The 17,036-nt window shown below is 54.4% G+C and carries 15 protein-coding genes and 1 tRNA gene; 5 read left to right on the forward strand and 11 right to left on the reverse strand.

What is annotated here, in order from left to right:
• Nucleotides 1–15 precede the first annotated feature (15 nt).
• The 5 genes from ACUZ9P_RS09985 to ACUZ9P_RS10005 form a co-directional block, all read right to left on the reverse strand.
• On the reverse strand, nt 16–2,607 hold the full coding sequence (locus tag ACUZ9P_RS09985) for a TonB-dependent receptor plug domain-containing protein (RefSeq protein WP_449249580.1): 2,592 nt from the start codon (nt 2,605–2,607) through the stop codon (nt 16–18).
• Between the two features lie 119 nt (nt 2,608–2,726).
• Nucleotides 2,727–4,040, reverse strand: a complete 1,314-nt coding sequence (locus ACUZ9P_RS09990; RefSeq protein ID WP_449249581.1) for a DUF4857 domain-containing protein — start codon at nt 4,038–4,040, stop codon at nt 2,727–2,729.
• The gene (locus tag ACUZ9P_RS09995; RefSeq protein ID WP_449249582.1) at nt 4,040–4,708 is read right to left on the reverse strand and encodes a hypothetical protein; all 669 of its coding nucleotides are present in this window, start codon (nt 4,706–4,708) and stop codon (nt 4,040–4,042) included. The genes ACUZ9P_RS09990 and ACUZ9P_RS09995 overlap by 1 nt, the downstream gene beginning before the upstream one ends.
• A 65-nt stretch (nt 4,709–4,773) precedes the next feature.
• Complete coding sequence (locus ACUZ9P_RS10000) at nt 4,774–5,670, reverse strand: ABC transporter ATP-binding protein (protein ID WP_449249583.1); 897 nt, start codon at nt 5,668–5,670, stop codon at nt 4,774–4,776.
• Nucleotides 5,670–8,612 carry a M16 family metallopeptidase gene (locus ACUZ9P_RS10005; RefSeq protein WP_449249584.1) on the reverse strand — a complete coding sequence of 981 codons (2,943 nt, stop codon included), beginning with the start codon at nt 8,610–8,612 and terminating at the stop codon, nt 5,670–5,672. Before ACUZ9P_RS10005 ends, ACUZ9P_RS10000 begins: the two co-directional genes overlap by 1 nt.
• Before the next feature lie 1,323 nt (nt 8,613–9,935).
• Here ACUZ9P_RS10005 and ACUZ9P_RS10010 point away from each other — a divergent pair.
• Both ACUZ9P_RS10010 and ACUZ9P_RS10015 read left to right on the forward strand, forming a co-directional pair.
• Nucleotides 9,936–10,223 carry a hypothetical protein gene (locus ACUZ9P_RS10010; protein WP_298992601.1) on the forward strand — a complete coding sequence of 96 codons (288 nt, stop codon included), beginning with the start codon at nt 9,936–9,938 and terminating at the stop codon, nt 10,221–10,223.
• Between the two features lie 165 nt (nt 10,224–10,388).
• Nucleotides 10,389–10,601 carry a hypothetical protein gene (locus ACUZ9P_RS10015; protein WP_449249585.1) on the forward strand — a complete coding sequence of 71 codons (213 nt, stop codon included), beginning with the start codon at nt 10,389–10,391 and terminating at the stop codon, nt 10,599–10,601.
• 337 nt (nt 10,602–10,938) lie between these two features.
• Here ACUZ9P_RS10015 and ACUZ9P_RS10020 read toward each other — a convergent pair whose 3' ends face one another.
• Nucleotides 10,939–11,205: an RNA recognition motif domain-containing protein gene (locus ACUZ9P_RS10020; RefSeq protein WP_022658563.1), complete on the reverse strand. Its 267-nt coding sequence runs from the start codon at nt 11,203–11,205 to the stop codon at nt 10,939–10,941.
• 305 nt (nt 11,206–11,510) lie between these two features.
• Here ACUZ9P_RS10020 and ACUZ9P_RS10025 point away from each other — a divergent pair, with 305 nt between their 5' ends.
• Together ACUZ9P_RS10025 and ACUZ9P_RS10030 are read left to right on the forward strand one after the other, a co-directional pair.
• Nucleotides 11,511–11,807, forward strand: coding sequence for a hypothetical protein (locus tag ACUZ9P_RS10025; RefSeq protein ID WP_298998750.1), 297 nt, complete (start codon nt 11,511–11,513; stop codon nt 11,805–11,807).
• 290 nt (nt 11,808–12,097) lie between these two features.
• Nucleotides 12,098–12,778: an outer membrane protein gene (locus ACUZ9P_RS10030; protein WP_449249586.1), complete on the forward strand. Its 681-nt coding sequence runs from the start codon at nt 12,098–12,100 to the stop codon at nt 12,776–12,778.
• 328 nt (nt 12,779–13,106) lie between these two features.
• Here ACUZ9P_RS10030 and ACUZ9P_RS10035 read toward each other — a convergent pair.
• The 3 genes from ACUZ9P_RS10035 to ACUZ9P_RS10045 form a co-directional block, all read right to left on the reverse strand.
• Nucleotides 13,107–13,198: transfer RNA gene (locus ACUZ9P_RS10035), tRNA-Ser, on the reverse strand.
• 316 nt (nt 13,199–13,514) lie between these two features.
• Nucleotides 13,515–13,655: a hypothetical protein gene (locus ACUZ9P_RS10040; RefSeq protein ID WP_449249587.1), complete on the reverse strand. Its 141-nt coding sequence runs from the start codon at nt 13,653–13,655 to the stop codon at nt 13,515–13,517.
• An 81-nt stretch (nt 13,656–13,736) separates the two neighbouring features.
• A complete protein-coding gene (locus ACUZ9P_RS10045) occupies nt 13,737–14,507 on the reverse strand; it encodes an enoyl-ACP reductase FabI (RefSeq protein ID WP_449249588.1) in 771 nt (256 codons plus the stop codon).
• On the opposite strand from ACUZ9P_RS10045, the gene ACUZ9P_RS10050 reads away from it, so the two are divergent.
• Nucleotides 14,506–14,676, forward strand: coding sequence for a hypothetical protein (locus ACUZ9P_RS10050; RefSeq protein WP_449249589.1), 171 nt, complete (start codon nt 14,506–14,508; stop codon nt 14,674–14,676). The genes ACUZ9P_RS10045 and ACUZ9P_RS10050 overlap by 2 nt on opposite strands.
• A 54-nt stretch (nt 14,677–14,730) precedes the next feature.
• Here ACUZ9P_RS10050 and ACUZ9P_RS10055 read toward each other — a convergent pair whose 3' ends face one another.
• Nucleotides 14,731–15,612, reverse strand: coding sequence for a phosphoribosylaminoimidazolesuccinocarboxamide synthase (locus ACUZ9P_RS10055; RefSeq protein WP_192111476.1), 882 nt, complete (start codon nt 15,610–15,612; stop codon nt 14,731–14,733).
• A 27-nt stretch (nt 15,613–15,639) separates the two neighbouring features.
• Nucleotides 15,640–16,944 (reverse strand): histidinol dehydrogenase, encoded by a 1,305-nt coding sequence (gene hisD, locus ACUZ9P_RS10060; RefSeq protein WP_291442407.1) that lies wholly within the window; start codon nt 16,942–16,944, stop codon nt 15,640–15,642.
• Between the last annotated feature and the right edge of the window lie 92 nt (nt 16,945–17,036).

Below are 17,036 nucleotides of genomic sequence, written 5' to 3' on the forward strand. Positions count from 1 at the left end.
GTGGCTCCAGATGCGTTAAAAGGTATACTTTACGCCAAAGTAAAACTGGCGGCCCAGGGCATAGGTTCCCTGCGATGTGGCGGTAGTGCTGAGGTTGGACAGATTTTTTCTGTCCAGCAGGTTGAGCGCTTCCACTTCCAGCGTAAGGGTCTGATCTTTGTACTTGATGGCGTCAAAGCTCAGCTTGGCGTCCACGTTGAGGCTGTCTTCCTGATAGGCTGTTCTGTAGGATGAAAGCAGAAGGCCGGAAGGCCCGACCACACTGGTGGAACCGGAATCGTTGTAAAGGCGTTTACCTCCCTGTTCCCAGCGCAACTGGCCCATGAGACGCAGGCGGTCTTCCCAGAACTGGGCGCTGTGGGTGTAGGCAATAACCCAGGGGGAGTTGAAGTTGCTGGCAGGCATGTCGCCCTTTGGCGTGACGACGCCGTTGAGCAGCACAAAGTTTGGATCGCGGATGGTGGAATCCGTTTCGCTGAAGGAATCGTTTGTCCAGTCCGTATAGTTGCCTTCGGTTTTGGACCAGGTGGCGGAAAGCTCGCCCGTGTGCTTGCCCCAGTCGCCAAAATCAAAGGTGCGCTCGGCAGAAAGCGTGATGCCCTTGTAGTCGGTCTTGCCGTCGTTGGAATACTGGGAGTAGCTGATGCCGTCTTCCTTGACCATCGCACCCTTGAGCTGATTGCGGTAGTCGCGTTTGACGTAGGTGGCCTTGAACAGCGTGTCCCACACGTCAGCCGACGCGCCAAACGTGTATTCATCGTTGTACGGCGTTTTGAGGGACCCAAGGCGGAAGGCTCCGGGGGGCGCTTTGGGGCCTGCAACCCAAGGGGAGTTCCAGTTCGCACGTGTGAAGGTCTGCAAGAATGAGCTGCCGTGCAAGGCTTTTTCCATGACCTGAGTGCCGTAATAGCGGTTGTAACCGCCGAAAACATTGAAGCGGTTGTCGTTAAGCAGGTCGATATTGACAAAAAGGCGCGGAGCCACATCGGTGTTTTCGGTCAGCGAATCGTAGGAAACGCGCGCACCGGGGCGGATAGTAAGCCGCTCAACCTTGATGGTGTCCTGTAAATAAAATGCCGGGGCAAACACGCTCTCGCGGCGCTCAAGGTCGTTGTAAACCTGCTTTGTCTTGGCATACTGCTCGCCAGTTATGACGCCGTTGCCGTACGATCCCGATGCCCCGCTGGCTAACGCGGCATTGGTAAAAACCGTGTACCCGCCGCGTTCGCTCTCCAGCATGATCTTTTTGAGTTCAAAGCCTGTTTCCAGCTGATGCGTAAAGTACTTGGGGCCAAAGGCCTTGAAGTCCATGCTGCTGGCCCAGCTCAGGGTGGTTTGCTGCTGAAGGTAGTCGCCGTAGCCGCCTTCCGTTGCCAGATTGTTGCTATAGGCCCAGCTTTTGGTGGACGGGCTCACTTTCCATACATAGTTGACATCTTTGTTGTTTTTACGGTCAAGGTTGTTCTTGCTGTAGGTGATGTCGTTGCTCCAGCGCCCGATGGGAAAGTCGTAGTGGCTGTTGAGCATCATATCAACGCCGCCGCCGTTTACGCTGTATTCGCCGCCGTCCTTGAAGTTGGCGTTGAAGAGCGTGGCTTTGTAGGGCGCGTAAATGGTGGTAAGGCTCAGATACAGCGGGCTGGTCTCCGGCGTGTTGATCTTGAAGAGGTAGTTCTCATTCAGGCGGCGTTCGGTCACGGAGCCATCGCCAGCCTTGAGCTTGAGCGGTATGATGGATGTGGTGTTGGTATAGGCCATCATGACGCCAGGGCCGTTTTGCCACAGGGGGCCTTCCAGCCGCAGCGAAGGATAATACTTGTAAAATTCCGGCTGGTAATTGTTGCCTGCAAGGGGTTGAGCGTTGCTGTCGCTGCTGGTGTAGTGAAATTGCGTCAGGTTGCTGTCTGTATAGCGAAAGGCCGCCATGCCGCGCCATCTGTCTGAGGCGGCATCGCGCAGCTTGGCGTCGATCACGCCGCCAAGAAAGTCGCCGTACTTGGCGGGCACGTTTTCCGTGTAGACCTTCACGGTATCCAGCATGTCGGTGCTGATCATGATGGACTGCGAATCGCCGGTGGGGATGCCGCTATTGGCGGTGTGTTCATACCCGCCGGGATTGATGAGGTTGTTGTTGCCCAGCCCGTTGATGATGAAGTTGTTTTCGTAGTGTTTTGCGCCACGAATGGAAATTTTGGGCGGTGTGATTTCGCCGCCGAGCATGCCGCTACGTGAGGACGAATCAAACTGCACGTTGGATTGCCCGCGCAACAGGTCATTGATGCTGTTGGTGGCTGAGGGGGTCATGTCCATGGTGCGGCGGTCGATCAAAATTTCGCCGGGCTGTTCTGTCTGGCCGCGAACCTGCACCCCTTCCAGCCGGTGTACTTTCCCGGCTGTTTCGTCCGCAGCTGCGCCTTCCGCCGGTTTGCCCTGCTGAGCTGGGGAGGGTGCGCCATTGCGGCGCAAAGCCTCCTCAATGGCGGCGTCATCTGGCGATTCCGATTCCACAGCAAGCGCCATGCGCGCAGAGGGGAGTTGCGCCAGCAGCGCCGCAGCCAGCAGCATGAGCTGCACGCAGAGCGCTTTTTTCTTAAAAAAAGAATGCAATTTCCTTTTCATCTTTAAGGCTACCTTTCTTCCTGTGACAGACAAACCGAAAGCCCGTGCGTCCTTAATGCGGTCGCACTGCCTTTCGCGCGCGTTAGCGCAGCATCAACCCGTGTATGTTAAGCGGCGCTGCCGCAATGACAGCCCTGCGGCAGCATTCGTGCCAGAGGGCCTGCAACCAGAAGCGTCAGCAGGGCAGGCAGACCAAAAACAAGTACAAGCAGGATTTCGGGTGCGCAGGTGCGCAGCAGCGTACCGGATTCCATGCGTCTGTTGCCCTGCCGCTTACGGATGGCAAGGAGCAGGAGCAGGCCCAGCAGATTTCCGCCAGCGGCCCAGAGGGGATATTCCGGCAGGGCGACTTTCAGGCTGGTTCCGGCAATATGGGGTTCAAACTGCACCACAGTCAGCGGGCAGAGGAATGAAAGCCAGCGCTGCTGACTCATCTGCCGTTCAACAACCGTTGCAGGGGGGCTGAGCAGCAGGTTGCGGATGATTTTAAGGTCGCCGTCAGCCGCAATCACAAGCACATCCTGAGCCATGCGCGAGCCAAGAGTGTTCACGTTAAAGGTCGCATCCAGCGGGGTGGCCCACACCGAAACATTCTGCACATCAGGCTGATACTGCAAGGGCAGCCGCATGGGGGCCTGACCGCGCCTGTTTATGTACAGACCAGTTTCTGTGGCGATAGTGCCCAGCAGGCCACTGTATTTGTTTTCGCGCACATCCACGCGCAGCGTTTTGCCGGGGATGAGATGCCCGGTGTTGCGGCATTCGGGCTTGCCGCGCACCATAAGCAACTGGAAGAGCATACCCTTTGCATCCACGAAAAAGAGGCCTTCATCCATGCTTTTGAAGGGGTCGGCATTGCTGCCCGCAGCCTGAAGGGGAAACTGCGCCCCGGCGGTGAGCACTGCGGCGGTAAAGGCGGCTCCTTTGGCGGTGTTTTCCTTGCCGTTGGCGCAATTCACAAAGCGCAGGCGGGTGTCGTCCAGCAGCAGGATGTCTGGCGGCAGGGAAAAGGACGCGGTTTCTGGCGCAGATTCCATAAGCACGAGAACGCGGGACTGCGGGAGCATGACCTCGCGCGGGGTTGCCCGCAGGCGCACGCCTTCCTGCGCATTCCTGAAGGTGACGGAGCGCCCGTTGACGCTCATGGGGAATCCCCCCCATTTTTCCACATCGCGCGAAAACATGTAGGGCAGGGCCATGCGCCCATCGCGCTGGCTGATGCGGTTGCCTTCCTCGTCCCTGAACTGGAACACCGAAGGCCCGGTTTCAAAAATGATAAAGTCCTTTTTTACCGAACTGTATACAGCGCTTAGCTGAAGATAATCCGCCCGCGTGGCCCGCAGGTACAGTTGCGGAACAAACCAGGCCAGAACAAAAATACCCAGAAACACCGGGGCAAGGCGAAGCCAGTAAATACGCATTATTCTCCCTCCTTGACCCGCAGGGCGGCTGCGGCCACAGCCGGAATCCAGGGCAGACAGGCGGCGGCGTAAAGCCATATGCTGTTGCTCATGGGTGCGAAGCCTCGCCCCCCTGTCAGCATGGTTACATAGGCGAATCCCGCCAGAGCAAAGCATATCTTGCGTTTGAACGAAGGGTCGGCAATGGCGGCGGCAGTGGCGCACCAGCTTGTAATGCCAGCCAGGCCCCAGGGCAGCAGGGTTTTGAACATGGGTACGGAAAGCTCCGGCGGCAGGCCGTGGTGATTGTTTATCAGGGCAAAGCCTGCGGATGCGGCGCAGAATACAAGCGCCATCAGGCCCAGACCGGTTGCGGCCTGAACAGCAAGAGCCGGAATGGCGTTGACCGGGAGGTGGAAGAGCAGGCGCAGTCTTTTACCCAAGCATTCAGGGGCCATCTGCACCGAGGCAAGCCAGATGCCGCCAAGAATGAAGGCCCACTGGAGAGAGCCAAAATAGATGCTCTCCTTGAATATCAGCCCGTTCCAGGTATCCACGGCACCGTGCATGGAAAGCACGCCCTTGAACGTCAGGTGGTAGTCCGCAAGGGCCGCGCCAGCGAAAATAAAGGGGATGCACCAGAAATAGCGCAGTTTGATCCATTCCTTAAAAAACAGTGCCTTGATCATGTCCTTCCTGCTTTGCTCTATGCCGTGTTGCTGTGCCGTTCAGAGCAGATTGCCGTTGAAATGCCCTAGTATCTGCCTGTCAGACCCACAAATGCGTCCTCAAAGGTCATGGGCACGGGTTGGGGCGCGCCATCCGGGCAAGCCACCCCTCGTGCTTCAAGAAAAACGCGCATTTCATCCGGCTGGGCCCGGCTGAACAGCATCAACCTGTCTGCGCAGCGCTCGACCCGCAGCAAGGGGCCATCGTTGTTGCGCAATTCGTCCGCGGCAGTGCAAAGCGGCAGATCATAGCGCAAAAATGAACGCATGAAATCCGCCTGGCGTTCTTTGGCCAGAACTGCCCCCTTGTGGATAACCACCAGCGAATCAAGCAGGTTTTCCAGCTCCTGCACCACGTGCGAGGTCAGCAATACCGTGGTTCCGTAGCGGCGCACGTGATCCCGCAAAAAGTCGAGAAACAGGCGGCGGTAGCCCACATCAAGGCCTAGGGAATAATCGTCAAGGATCATCAGCTCGGCCCGTTGCGCCAAGATGAGGCCCAGTGTGACCTGCGAGCGCTGCCCGCAGGAAAGTCTGGTGATGCGCCGGGTAAAGGGTATACCCATGCGGCCCACCACATCATAATAGATGCCCCTGTCCCACTGTGGATAAAAGCTGGAATAGAAGCGTTCAATCTCGCCGATGGTCATGAAATTGTACTGGATGAAGCCCTCGTGCAGCAGGCCGATACGTGCGCGCACCTGCGGCGGTATGGCGTGGCTTGGGTGCCCCATGACCATGCACCGGCCCGAATCCGGCTGCATGAAGCCCATCAGGATGTTGATGCTGGTGCTTTTCCCCGCGCCGTTTTTACCCAGTAAACCCACAATCTCGCCGCGCGACACGCTGAAATCAACGCCGTGCAACACTTCTGTGCCGTGGTAGCTATGGCGAAGAGCCTCGCATGAAATAAGCTCATCCATCACTTGCTCTCCTTGGCTGTATTGGTCTTGCTGGGGCTGGGCCTGGCGATATTGCCCTGGTCGGCACTGGGCTGGGAATGCGCCGCAACTGTCCATATGGCGGAGGGAGCTGCCAGAAGGTCTTTCAGAGCTTCCGCTACAGCTTCTTTTGTGCAGTTTTGCAGGTTGCTCTCTGTTGTTTTGCTCCATTCAAGATAGGGGTAGCCTGTAGCCAGTTCTGTAAGCAGCATGCGCTGCCAGTACTGGGTGTTGCTGCGGCTGGTCTGAATCTGGGTGAGCATGGGCAGGCGCAGTCGGTCCAGTTCCTGCTGGCTCACCTTCCAGGGGGCGAGAGTCCCAAGATATTCCCTAACCTGCCCCATCTGCTCCCGGTTGGTGTGTACATCGATCTGGAGCAGGGAATAGCCGTCCTCATTGGGCATGGTGCGGTAAAAGGCGCTGGGGCTGTAACTTGCGCCCATGCGCTCGCGCAGATCGCGGCGCAGTTTGTCGCGCAGCAGCGCTGCCGCAAGCTGCCGGGCAGCCAGAACTTCCCTGTTGCCCTGCGGTGCGAAATCAAGACGCCATGCCTTGCGGACAACGGCCTGATCTACAGAATCCGGAACCAGAATGCTCGCGGATTTGCCAGCAGGAAATTCCAGCGGGGCGGGTTTTTCTTCCGCGGCCGCAGGCTGGGTTGTGATGTGGCTGAAGTAGCGTTGTGCCAGTGAAATTGCTGCATTGGGGTCAATATCGCCGCTGATGATCACACGCACAGGCTCTTTTTTACGGCTGGCGGCGATAAAGCTGCGCACATCGTCAATGCCAAGGCTGGCCGCTTCCTCGGGCCTGAGGGGCTGATATCTGCGCACATTGCCGTAAAAAAAGGTCTGCCCTGCGATTTTTGAAACTTCTTCAACCGTTTCAGTCTGTTTGCGGTTTTGAGCTTCAAGTTTGCGCAGGGCGCGTTGGAGGCCGTCAGTCTCAGGCTGCGGATCGCTGAACTGCGTCCACACCGCCTGCACCAGCAACTCAAGCTGCCGGGAGTCACCTTCAACACTGATGATGGCATTGTTGGGGCCGTGCACCTCACCGACCCTGCCGCCCATGCGCTCCGACAGTTTTTGCGTTTCAAGGCGCGAGAGTGCGCCGAGGCCGCTTTCTGCCAGAGTTGCGTTGGCTGTTTGGGCAAGGGCGGTGACGCTGTCGGGCAAGTTGGCGTATCCCTTGCCAAAGAGAAGCTGCACCGAGGCCTTGTTGGGCTCAAAATTAAGCGGAAGCACGTAGCATTCAACGGCGTCGCTCAGACGGGTCTGGAGGAGGGGTACAGCCGGGCTGCCCGGCTGGGAAAGATCACGGCTGGCTATGGGCGCATCTGCGGGGGCCGCAGTTGCCGATGCTGCCGCCGGAAGTTCAAGATATGGGAAAGCAATGGATTTTGTCTGCACCGTGGGCACTGGCTGCGCAGCAAGGCCCTCTTGCCATGCTGTGAGGATGGCGGCTGCATCGGGCGGTGTGGCGCTGCCCACGGCAAGGAAAACATCGTCCATTGCCAGCATGGAGCGGAGCGCCGCATTGACCGCATCTTCCGTGATGGCGGGACGCAACTGCCGGAACAGGTCCAGATCAAAGGCGGGGGCGGTTTGAACGTAGTCCGCATTGGCGGTGCGTACAAACTGGTCTGCCACATCGGCATTGCTCATGCCAGCGCGCTGCTCCTTGAAGCGGGAAATTCTTTTTTCTGCAAAATCAAGTGCCTGAGCTATCTCCTGCCGGGTGAAGCCGTGCGTTGCCGCCAGCTTCACCTCTTGCGCCAGGGCAGGCAGCGCCTGTTGCCAGCCGCCGGAGTGCGTTGCCAGCCCGATAGCGGCAGAAGGGGTAAGGCCCTGCCGCCAGTTTGCGACAAAGCGCGCGTTGTTCCAGAGATTGTCGCGTTGATCGCGCTCCAGCAGGCGGCGCTGCATGCAGTACCCGAGCACGGAATCCACAAGCTGGTTTTGCTGATTCAGACGCGTATCGCGCTGGTGCATGCGTGGAAAGCGCATTATTACAGAAAGTTCCTCGCCGCTGATGGCGCGTTGCTCCCCTTGCGCCTGAATGCCGCCAAGCTGCGCCTCGCCCCATGATGGGGGGAAGGGCACCGGGCCGGGGGTCGTCATGTCTGCAAAGCTGTTTTTCACAAGCTGACTGACCTGATCGGCAGTGACGGAGCCTGCGATAACCAGAATCATGCGTTCCGGGTGGTACCATTTGCGGTAAAAAGCCTTCAGGCGCTCGGAGGTTGCCCCACGGATGCAGTCTTCCGTGCCGATGGGCTGGTTTACAAAGGCTGTGCCCGCATAGAGCTGGGCAGTGCGCTGGCGTTTGCTTGCCATGGCTTCGCTGTCGCGCACATTTTTTTCTGCCAGAATAACGCCCAGCTCCTTGGCGACTTCTTGCGGGGCAAACTGGATGCCATCCGCAAAGTCGCGCAGAATTTTCATCCCCATGGCAAGCGTGCTGGTGTCGCAGGATGTGAGGTTGAGTTTGAAGACGGTTTCAGCCCAGGCTGTGTGGGCATTGGTGTCGCCGCCAAAGCTCATGCCGTGGCGCTGGAAAAAGGGAATGAGCGATCCGGGGGCAAAATTGCGCGTTCCGTTAAACGCCATATGTTCAATATAGTGGGCGTATCCTAACTCACTGGGCATTTCCATCAGCGAACCGGCCTGAACATCCAGATACATGGAAACGCGACCAGCTGGTTTGGCATTGGGGATGACCGCATAACGGAAACCGTTTGGCAGCCGCCCAAAGGTGATGGCAGGATCTGGCGGCAGGTCAGAATGCTCGTGCGCCCATTTGCCGTCGTACCAAAATGCTTCCGGGGGGGTGTTTGTAAGGATATTTTTTGCAAATGATGTGGAAGTTAAGGCCGTTAACACAATGCACAGGGCAAGGATTGATTCGGTCAAAAATATGGTCATGTCTTCATATCCGCATGTTTGAGTGCTTGGAGTAATGAAAATCTCTATCTGGAAATGAAATTGAATTTCTTTTGACTTAGCTAAGTAGCCAGAAACTTGGATAGTGTCAATTATAATGGTGAGTTATTTATAAGGCGTTATGAGTGAATAAAAAATATCAGAAAATCTGCACAGAGGTTTTTAGCAGAAGCGTTTATATAACTATCTTAATTAAAATAGCTTTTATAAAAATATTGGCTGTAGATTACAATTGAAAAAGGAATATCCTTTGAAAAGCGGCGAGGGATGAAAGTGTGGCGGTTGCCGTTGAGGGGGGGGGGGCAGGTTGCTGCTGGGGGAGATGTCAGGATTTTTTCTGTGGCGGATTTTCAGTGGCTGCAATTAGTTGCGGGTGCGTAAAAAAAGAAGGAGGAGTTGTGTTCCTCCTCCTTGCCTGTGGTGGCTGAATGGCTGCAGAGTGTTTTCCCGGCATCAATCCTGAAGCTGAGGGCGACGCAAACCTGCTGAGATTCGCTGAAAATGTATCTGATCTGCCAGAATATGCTGCGCGCAACCGCAACTAGCTAATAAATCTGCAGTAATGCGGCAATGGTATGATAATCAAAGGCACTCAGGGCGTCATGCATACTTCGCCTTATGTTGTGTCTTTTGCAAACTTCAAAAAAATGACAGCACTACTGATTATCAGGATGCAACGTATGAATTCCATAGCCTGATGGCAGCCGATTCGCTGACAGACCACTGCAAAGGGCAGTTTCCGCATTCGCAGACAAGCCGATATATGTCGTTAACTCTGCCTTCAGGTCTGGATACTTCAACCTTGGGGGCTTTTCCACATTTGATACAGGGGTGAATGACAGGGAGATTTTCTTTGTTCATGCGGGCAACATAATCTTCTTGTTGCCAGTAGTCAAAAGGGATTAACCACAAAGGCCTGCCAGGTGTTCTAAGCGGTGGCATAAACCTGGACAGCTTGAAAGTGGACAGCTCACAGTATCTTTTTGTTTCCCTGCTAGCTCATAGGTTTGTTAGGCAGGCCTTTGCGATCCCCTGTTTGCAAACAGGGCTGAAAGGAACGATGGAAATAATAATATGCAATTATTAAAAATGGTTAAGTGCGTCTTGTTCGCTGATTTATGAAAGGCTGTTTCAGCGTTTGCCAATGCGTACAGTTAAGCAACAATAAGGTTAATTGTATGTGTAACTGGTGTAGTTTTGTTATTGATGTATGTTTTTGTTAGTTTTTTTAATTATAGTAATTTTAGAGACACTGTTAATTTGTTATGGTACACTGCTAGCAGGTATTGATTGATGGGAGTAGCTGTGGAATATCAACTTGATCTTGTTTCTGTGGCTCTCAAGAGCGAAGGTGAAAAAATATTCACCCTTGCAGATGGTCATGAAATGAAAATTTTGCCATCGGGCGATGGCAAAACAATGTCCATCATTATTGATGACGGTGTTTCATACAAGACAAAAGGAGCAAACGACTTTGTAAAAATAATCAGACAGATATTAGAGGGTAGAGGCATTGCCGGATGGGATGAAACTCGGGAAGGACAAGACAATGTTGATCAGGTTCTTTTCATGTACAAAGATGATATTGAATAACGTTTTATGAATAATTTGTAATGCATAATGCTTGCAAATATCAGACACAGGGCATGAATTATTCTACAATCAATCCGCACCATGCTTTTATTTTACATTGGGTAACGTTTATTTGCCCATGTGAGGAGGTACAATTTTTTTGAACATGAACAGGGAGAATGAATTATGCAAATTAACTCAAAACAGCGTGCTGAAATAGAACGAATTTTATCGAATTGGAAAAGATATCTTGATAGTCTTCCGCCAGCATCCGATGATTTGAAATTACATAAATGGCTTGGTATGAATACGTCGTTAGTGAAAAAAGATACTTTTAGTAATAATTTGCGCTTTGTTGCAGATGAACTGAGAACGCGCCTTGACGCAACGGCATTATAAAGCTGGGTAAAATAAGGGTGTGAGCAGGGCTGTCCTTGTCAGGTAGGCAACGTTATTGGGTCGCAAGAGCTGAACGTTGCATCCCTGGGCAGTTCATCTCACCTTCTTTGTTTTGATGGTGGATGGATCCAGACGATTGCGATTCTCTGGGGAAGTCGGGTCTGCGGGGAGAGCCGGGTTTTAGCAAACTGTTAACCATTCTGGTAGCAGCTTGGGTTGAGACAGGCAATTTTTCGAGGGCGGTTGAATTACTGTGCGCAGGCCTGTGGCATAGTTCAGATAAAAAAAGAAGGCCGTGAAAATCACGGCCTTCCTGCATTTTAAATGCTTGCTGGACTTACCAGCGACGGGCGGCGGGCTTTTTGGGCTCAGCCTTGTTCACGCGCAGAGCGCGGCCGTCAACTTCTTTGCCGTCAAGGGCAGAGATGGCGTTGATGGCGCTGCTTTCGTCCATTTCAACAAAACCGAAGCCACGGGCGCGGCCGGTTTCGCGATCAGAAATCAGGTTCACGGAAAGAACATCGCCATAGGGCTTGAAGAGAGCTTCAACGCCGTCCTGGGTAGCAGACCAAGACAAATTACCGACATAAATAGAAGTAGCCATGTGAGACTCCAAGGGGTTAAGGGGAGGTAGACTTTCTGCTTGAAGCCTTACCCATGTAAAGTCTCTGGCGAAAAATTTACTATACCCAATCAGTGATGTGGTAACATAGGGTGGTGTGCAGAAAATGTCAATGAATGTTATTTTAAAATAAGTAACATGACGGCGGAAATTTACATTTTTTATAGAACTATTATCAGGTGGATCAGTGGGATACAGACTAAAAAATTATTTTTTATTATTCATTTAGACACCATGATTTTATGTTGATATGATGGTTAATTGATATTGAAAAAATTGGAGCATGTATGAATTATAAATTACGGCTTGTCGCAAATGTTCTTACAAGTAAGGAAGAAAAGGTTTTTACCTTTCATGATGGGCTAAGAATGTCCATCGAACCCGTGGGCGATGGTAAAACAGTAAATATCACCCTGGGGGAAGATGAGACGTACAAAACTAAAGGTGCTGATGCCTTTTTGAAAAGGGCGGAAAAAATACTCAAGCAGCGGGCACAAAGTGAGTCTGGCGAGTCCTCAGAGAATCATGACGATATATTCAAGATTCTTTCCTTGTATGAAGGCTGCGGCCAGCGCCGTAGGTGATATGCGGCTGAAAATGGCGCAAGCTGCAGATAGTGTAATTTAATTTTTTATTACGCTTCTTTTGTGTTTAAAAACTGGCTTTGCCTATTAAGGCAGAGCCAGTTTTTACGTCTATGCGCTGGAATTTAGCACGAACAGCGCTTGTCACAGGGGGGTACCGCACATGGCGCCTTGGGGAAACCCTTGGGAATTTTATGAATGTTGATTAAAGACTAATTAATATAATAATAAATATAGATTAATATTATAAGCAGGGGAAGGTTATGAGAAATAAATTTTTTGGAGGAAATATGTTTAAACGGATTGCTCTTGCTGTAGCTCTGACTCTGAGCCTTTCAGTTCCTGCAATGGCTGAAAATTCCGGAATTTATGTGGGCTTGAAGTTCCTTGACTCCATCCAGAGCACGGGTTCCATGTCCAGAAGCGGTGCAGTTGTTAACGCCTTTGATGTCAAGAACTACTCGCAAAACACGATGGGCGGCGGCATATATGCTGGCTATGACTTTTATTCCCTGAACCAGGTTCCCTTGCGCGCGGAAATTGAATACGACATCCGCACCAATTCGACCACCAGCTGGGAACTCAAAAATGGTGGCAAAGCTGCTGAGCTCAAAGGCACCTGGGGCCTTCAGACCCTGTTCCTCAACGCATATTGGGATTTCCACAACAGCACGGCCTTCACACCCTATGTTGGCGCGGGCCTTGGCATGGGCTTTCTCAAGAGCAAGTACGAAATTGAAATCCCCAGCGCGGGAAGCGAAAGCACCACCAATCTGAACACTGTTTTTGCGTGGAATGCAGGCGCTGGCGTTTCCTACGCTTTTACCGACAACATTTCCGCTGATCTTGCCTATCGCTTTGTGGGCCTTGGCTACTCGGAAACCGAAAAGACCATTTTGGGCGAAAAGCAGAAGCTTGGCATGGCACCCTATGCCAACGAATTCAGCCTTGGCCTGCGGTATACGTTTTAAGCATTGTTTCATGACCACCTCCCTTCCTGTGGCCGTCCTGTGTGGGCGGCCTTTTTTGTGGGGACACAGGGATGGCATTCCGGATGCGAGCGCGCCTGTCGCTGGCTGCTCGTTGAAGCTGGCAGCGGGCTTTAGCAAGTACTTGTCGTTGGGGCGCTTACCCGAGGCGCGAGGGGCAGTTCATTCGTCGCTGAAAGAGAGCAGACAGAGGGAGCTTCTGGGGAAGGGCGGATAGCAATTTTCGAAGCTATCACGAAATAAGTCACGGATAGTAAAGGGTTCGCCAAAAAGAAAAAGGAGTTACTGTTTCCAGTAACCCCTTGAAATCTGGCGGAGAGGGGGAGATTCGAACTCCCGGTACGCTATTAACGTACACACGATTTCCAATCGTGCTCCTTAGACCAGCTCGGACACCTCTCCATTCGGTGTTGTGCACCGCTCAAAGCCGAATACCTATATAGCAGGCATTTGGGAATTGCAAGAGAAAAAATTGAATCAGGGCAGTTTGTTGCAAAAAAAGTTGTCGTGAGGGCAGCAATCGGCCCAATGCGGTGCGCCCTTTCCTGTTCGCCGCACAGGGCATCGGCCCTGGCGAAGCCCCACAGCACAGCAAAGCGTCCAGAGCAAAGGCCACAGACCAAAGTCCCACAGCGCCCCCTAAGAACAAAGGCCCACCCGGAATCCCAGGCGGGCCTTGCATGATATATCAACAGAGCTGCTTGCCGATCGGCCTTGGCTAATCGTCTTTGCGGTCCTTGTTTTTTGTCTCGTCGTCTTTGCGCTTTTTCTTGATGGTCTGCGCGGCGCGATAAAAAGCCCACAGGCCAAAGATCGCCATAACGGTAATGCCCACAGCGTTGAGTGTCAGGATGTCCATTATATGATCCTTCTGACGGCATCAGGCTGCTGAGGCCGCGCCATTGCGCAAGCGCGCGTTCTTGTTCTTGTCCGCAGGGGGTTAGCCCATCACGCCTATGGTGCTGAAGCCGCTGTCCACATAGATGACCTGGCCCGTCACAGCGTGGGCAAGGTCAGAGGCGAGGTACAGGGCCGTGCCGCCCACGTCGCCGGTGGTGACGTTGCGGTGCAGCGGGGCGTTGCGGTCAACAATGTTGCACAGATCCTTCATGCTGGAAACAGCAGAAGCGGCAAGGGTCTTGATGGGGCCAGCGCTGATGGCGTTGATGCGGATGCCCTTGGTGCCAAAGTCGCAGGCAAGGTAGCGCACGGAGGCCTCAAGAGCGGCCTTGGCAACGCCCATGACGTTGTAGCCGGGAATGACCTTGGTGGATCCGTGATAGGTCATGGTCATGATGGAAGAACCCTCGTGCAGCAGGGGTTCAAATGCGCGACAGACGCCAGTGAGGGAGTAAGCGGAAACATCCAGGGCAAGGCGGAAGCCCTCGCGGGAGGTGTCCACAAAGCGGCCACCCAGGTCTTCGCGATTGGCAAAGGCCACGGAATGCACAAGAATATCCAGATCGCCCCACTTCTCTTTGACCATATCTGCGGCAGCCTGGATCTGCGCGTCATCGCACACATCGCACTGGAAGGTGAATTCACCGCCAAGCTCTTCGCTCAGGGGGTCAACGCGTTTTTTGATGGCATCGCCCACATAGTTGAACGCCAGTCGGGCGCCCTGTTCCCTAAGGGCATTGGCAATGCCGTACGCGATACTTCTATTATTGGCCAAACCCAGTATAAGAGCTTTCTTTCCTTGCAGCAGCATGGATCCTCCTGAAAAAACAACGCAAACCGAACGTGTCGGCACTAAAGTGTATCAAAACAGCGGCAGCGCGCGCCTGGGCGAAAAAAAACGCACAATATACTCGGCGCTGTCGGACAGTGGACGGCAGGTCGATGGTACGGCCCGGCGCTTTTGTGAAAAAAGTGCCTAGGCTCCCACGCCAAAGGCGCGCCCGGCACTGTTGTACCGGACGCGCTCAAATTTTTTACTTTGTAAGGATGTCGTAAGCTTCCTGGTAGCGGTTCGCCGTGGCCTTAATGATTTCTTCCGGCAGGGCGGGCGGCGGGGGCTGCTTGTTCCAGGGCTGTTTTTCCAGCCAGTCGCGCAGGTACTGCTTGTCAAAGCTGGGCTGGCCCTGACCTGGCTGATACTGGTCAGCGGGCCAGAAGCGGGAAGAATCGGGCGTGAGCACTTCATCAATGAGGTGCAGCTTGCCGTCAATAAAGCCGAATTCAAACTTGGTGTCCGCCACGATGATGCCGCGCCCGGCGGCGTAGGTGCGCCCGGCCTCGTAAATGGCAAGCGTGGTGCGTTCAACCTGGGCGGCGGTTTCCGCGCCGAGCAGTTCTGCAGCCTGGGCCACGCTGATGTTTTCATCGTGCTGGCCCAGTTCGGCCTTGGTGGAGGGCGTAAACAGCGCAGGTTCCAGCTTGTCGGATTCGCGCAGGTTGGCGGGCAGCTTGTAGCCGCACAGGGTGCCGGTGGCCTTGTAATCCTTCCAGCCGGAGCCGGTGATGTAGCCGCGCACAATGCATTCCACGGGCAGGGGCTTGGCCTTGCGCACGATGACGGCGCGGCCTTCAAGCTCGTCCTTCCAGGGGGCCAGAGCGGCGGGGAAGCGGTTCACATCGCTTTCAATCAAGTGATTGGGAATGATATCCTTGAACTTTTCCATCCAGAACAGGGTGATCTGGTTAAGAATCACGCCCTTGTAGGGGATGGGTTCGTTCATGATCACATCAAAGGCCGACATGCGGTCAGTGGTGACAATGAGCAGTGTTTTTTCGTCCACATCATAGATGTCGCGCACTTTCCCGCGAGAAAGAAGGGGATAGGCGCTGATCTCGGTTTTTACCACGACTTTCATGATGGCTCCTGATTCCTCTGGCTCTTGCTATTTCTTCCCGCGCGCTTCAACGGAGCGGGCGTGGGCTTCCAGGCCTTCCAGCCGGGCAAGGGCGGCTATGGACTGCATGTTCTGCTGTAAAAAGGTTGAAGAAGCGGCCACGATGCTGGTCTTTTTGCAGAAGGTCTGCACCGAAAGAGCCGATGAAAAACGCGCCGTTCCCAGTGTGGGCAGCACATGGTTGGGGCCGGCAAAATAGTCGCCCACAGGTTCTGGGCTGTGCTGGCCCATGAATACGGCCCCGGCATGGCGGATAAAGGGCAATACGGCCCAGGGGTCGCGGGTGCACAATTCAAGATGCTCCGGGGCCACCATGTTGGCAACCGCCACTGCTACGGAAAGATTGGGCGTAACCACAATGGCGCTCCAGTCTTCCAGTGCGCGGGCGGCGGTGGTGGCTCTGGGCAGGGCGGCGCACTGCTTTTTCAGCTCCTGCTGGAGGGCATCGGCCAGACGGGCATCGTCAGTGATGCAGATAGCCGAGGCCAGGGCATCGTGCTCCGCCTGCGAAAGCATATCCGCAGCAAGCCATGCGGGGTTGGCGGAAGAATCGGCCAGCACGAGCACTTCGCTCGGCCCGGCGATCATATCAATGCCCACAGTGCCCTGCACAAAGCGCTTGGCAGTGGTGACAAAAATATTGCCCGGCCCGGCAATAACATCCACAGGCTGAATGGTCTGCGTGCCGTAAGCCATGGCCGCAATGGACCATGCCCCGCCAACGCGGTAAACTTCATCAATATCAAGTAGATGTGCGGCGGCAAGAATGTGCGGATTTACCGTGCCGTCCTTGCGGGGCGGCGTAAATACGGCCAGACGCGGCACGCCAGCCACCTGGGCGGGTATGGCGCTCATGAGCAGGCTGGAAACAAGGGGCGTATTGCCGCCCTGACCGCCGGGAACATACAGGCCGCCCGCGTCAACAGATGTGACCTGCTGGCCGAGAATGCTGCCGTCCGGGCGGGTGAGAAACCACGATTTCTCAACCTGCGCTTCGTGGAAAGAACGTATATTGGACGCAGCCTCGCCGATGATTTCGCGGCTTTCAATGGTGACGGAGGCTGCCGCCTTGGCGATTTCCTGTTCGCTCACGCGCAGGGGCGGGGCAAAGTCAGGGCAGTCAAAATTGCGCGTGTACTCCACAAGGGCGTCGTCGCCCTTTTGCCGCACAGCGTTGATAATGTCGGTTACGGCGCTTTCCACCCCGTTGCCGGGGTTGTGCCGCCCTTGCAGCCACTGGGCCAGCGCGGGCCATTCCTGTTCATGTTGCAGCGTCAAAATTCGGCATGTCATAGTGCTGTTCCTCTTCTGGTTCGCGCAATATACAGAAGCCGCCGCAGAATGTCGAGGCGCAGATGTCTGTCAGCTGGCGCAAGTGCTGGAGC

The organism is Desulfovibrio intestinivivus (assembly GCF_053570665.1).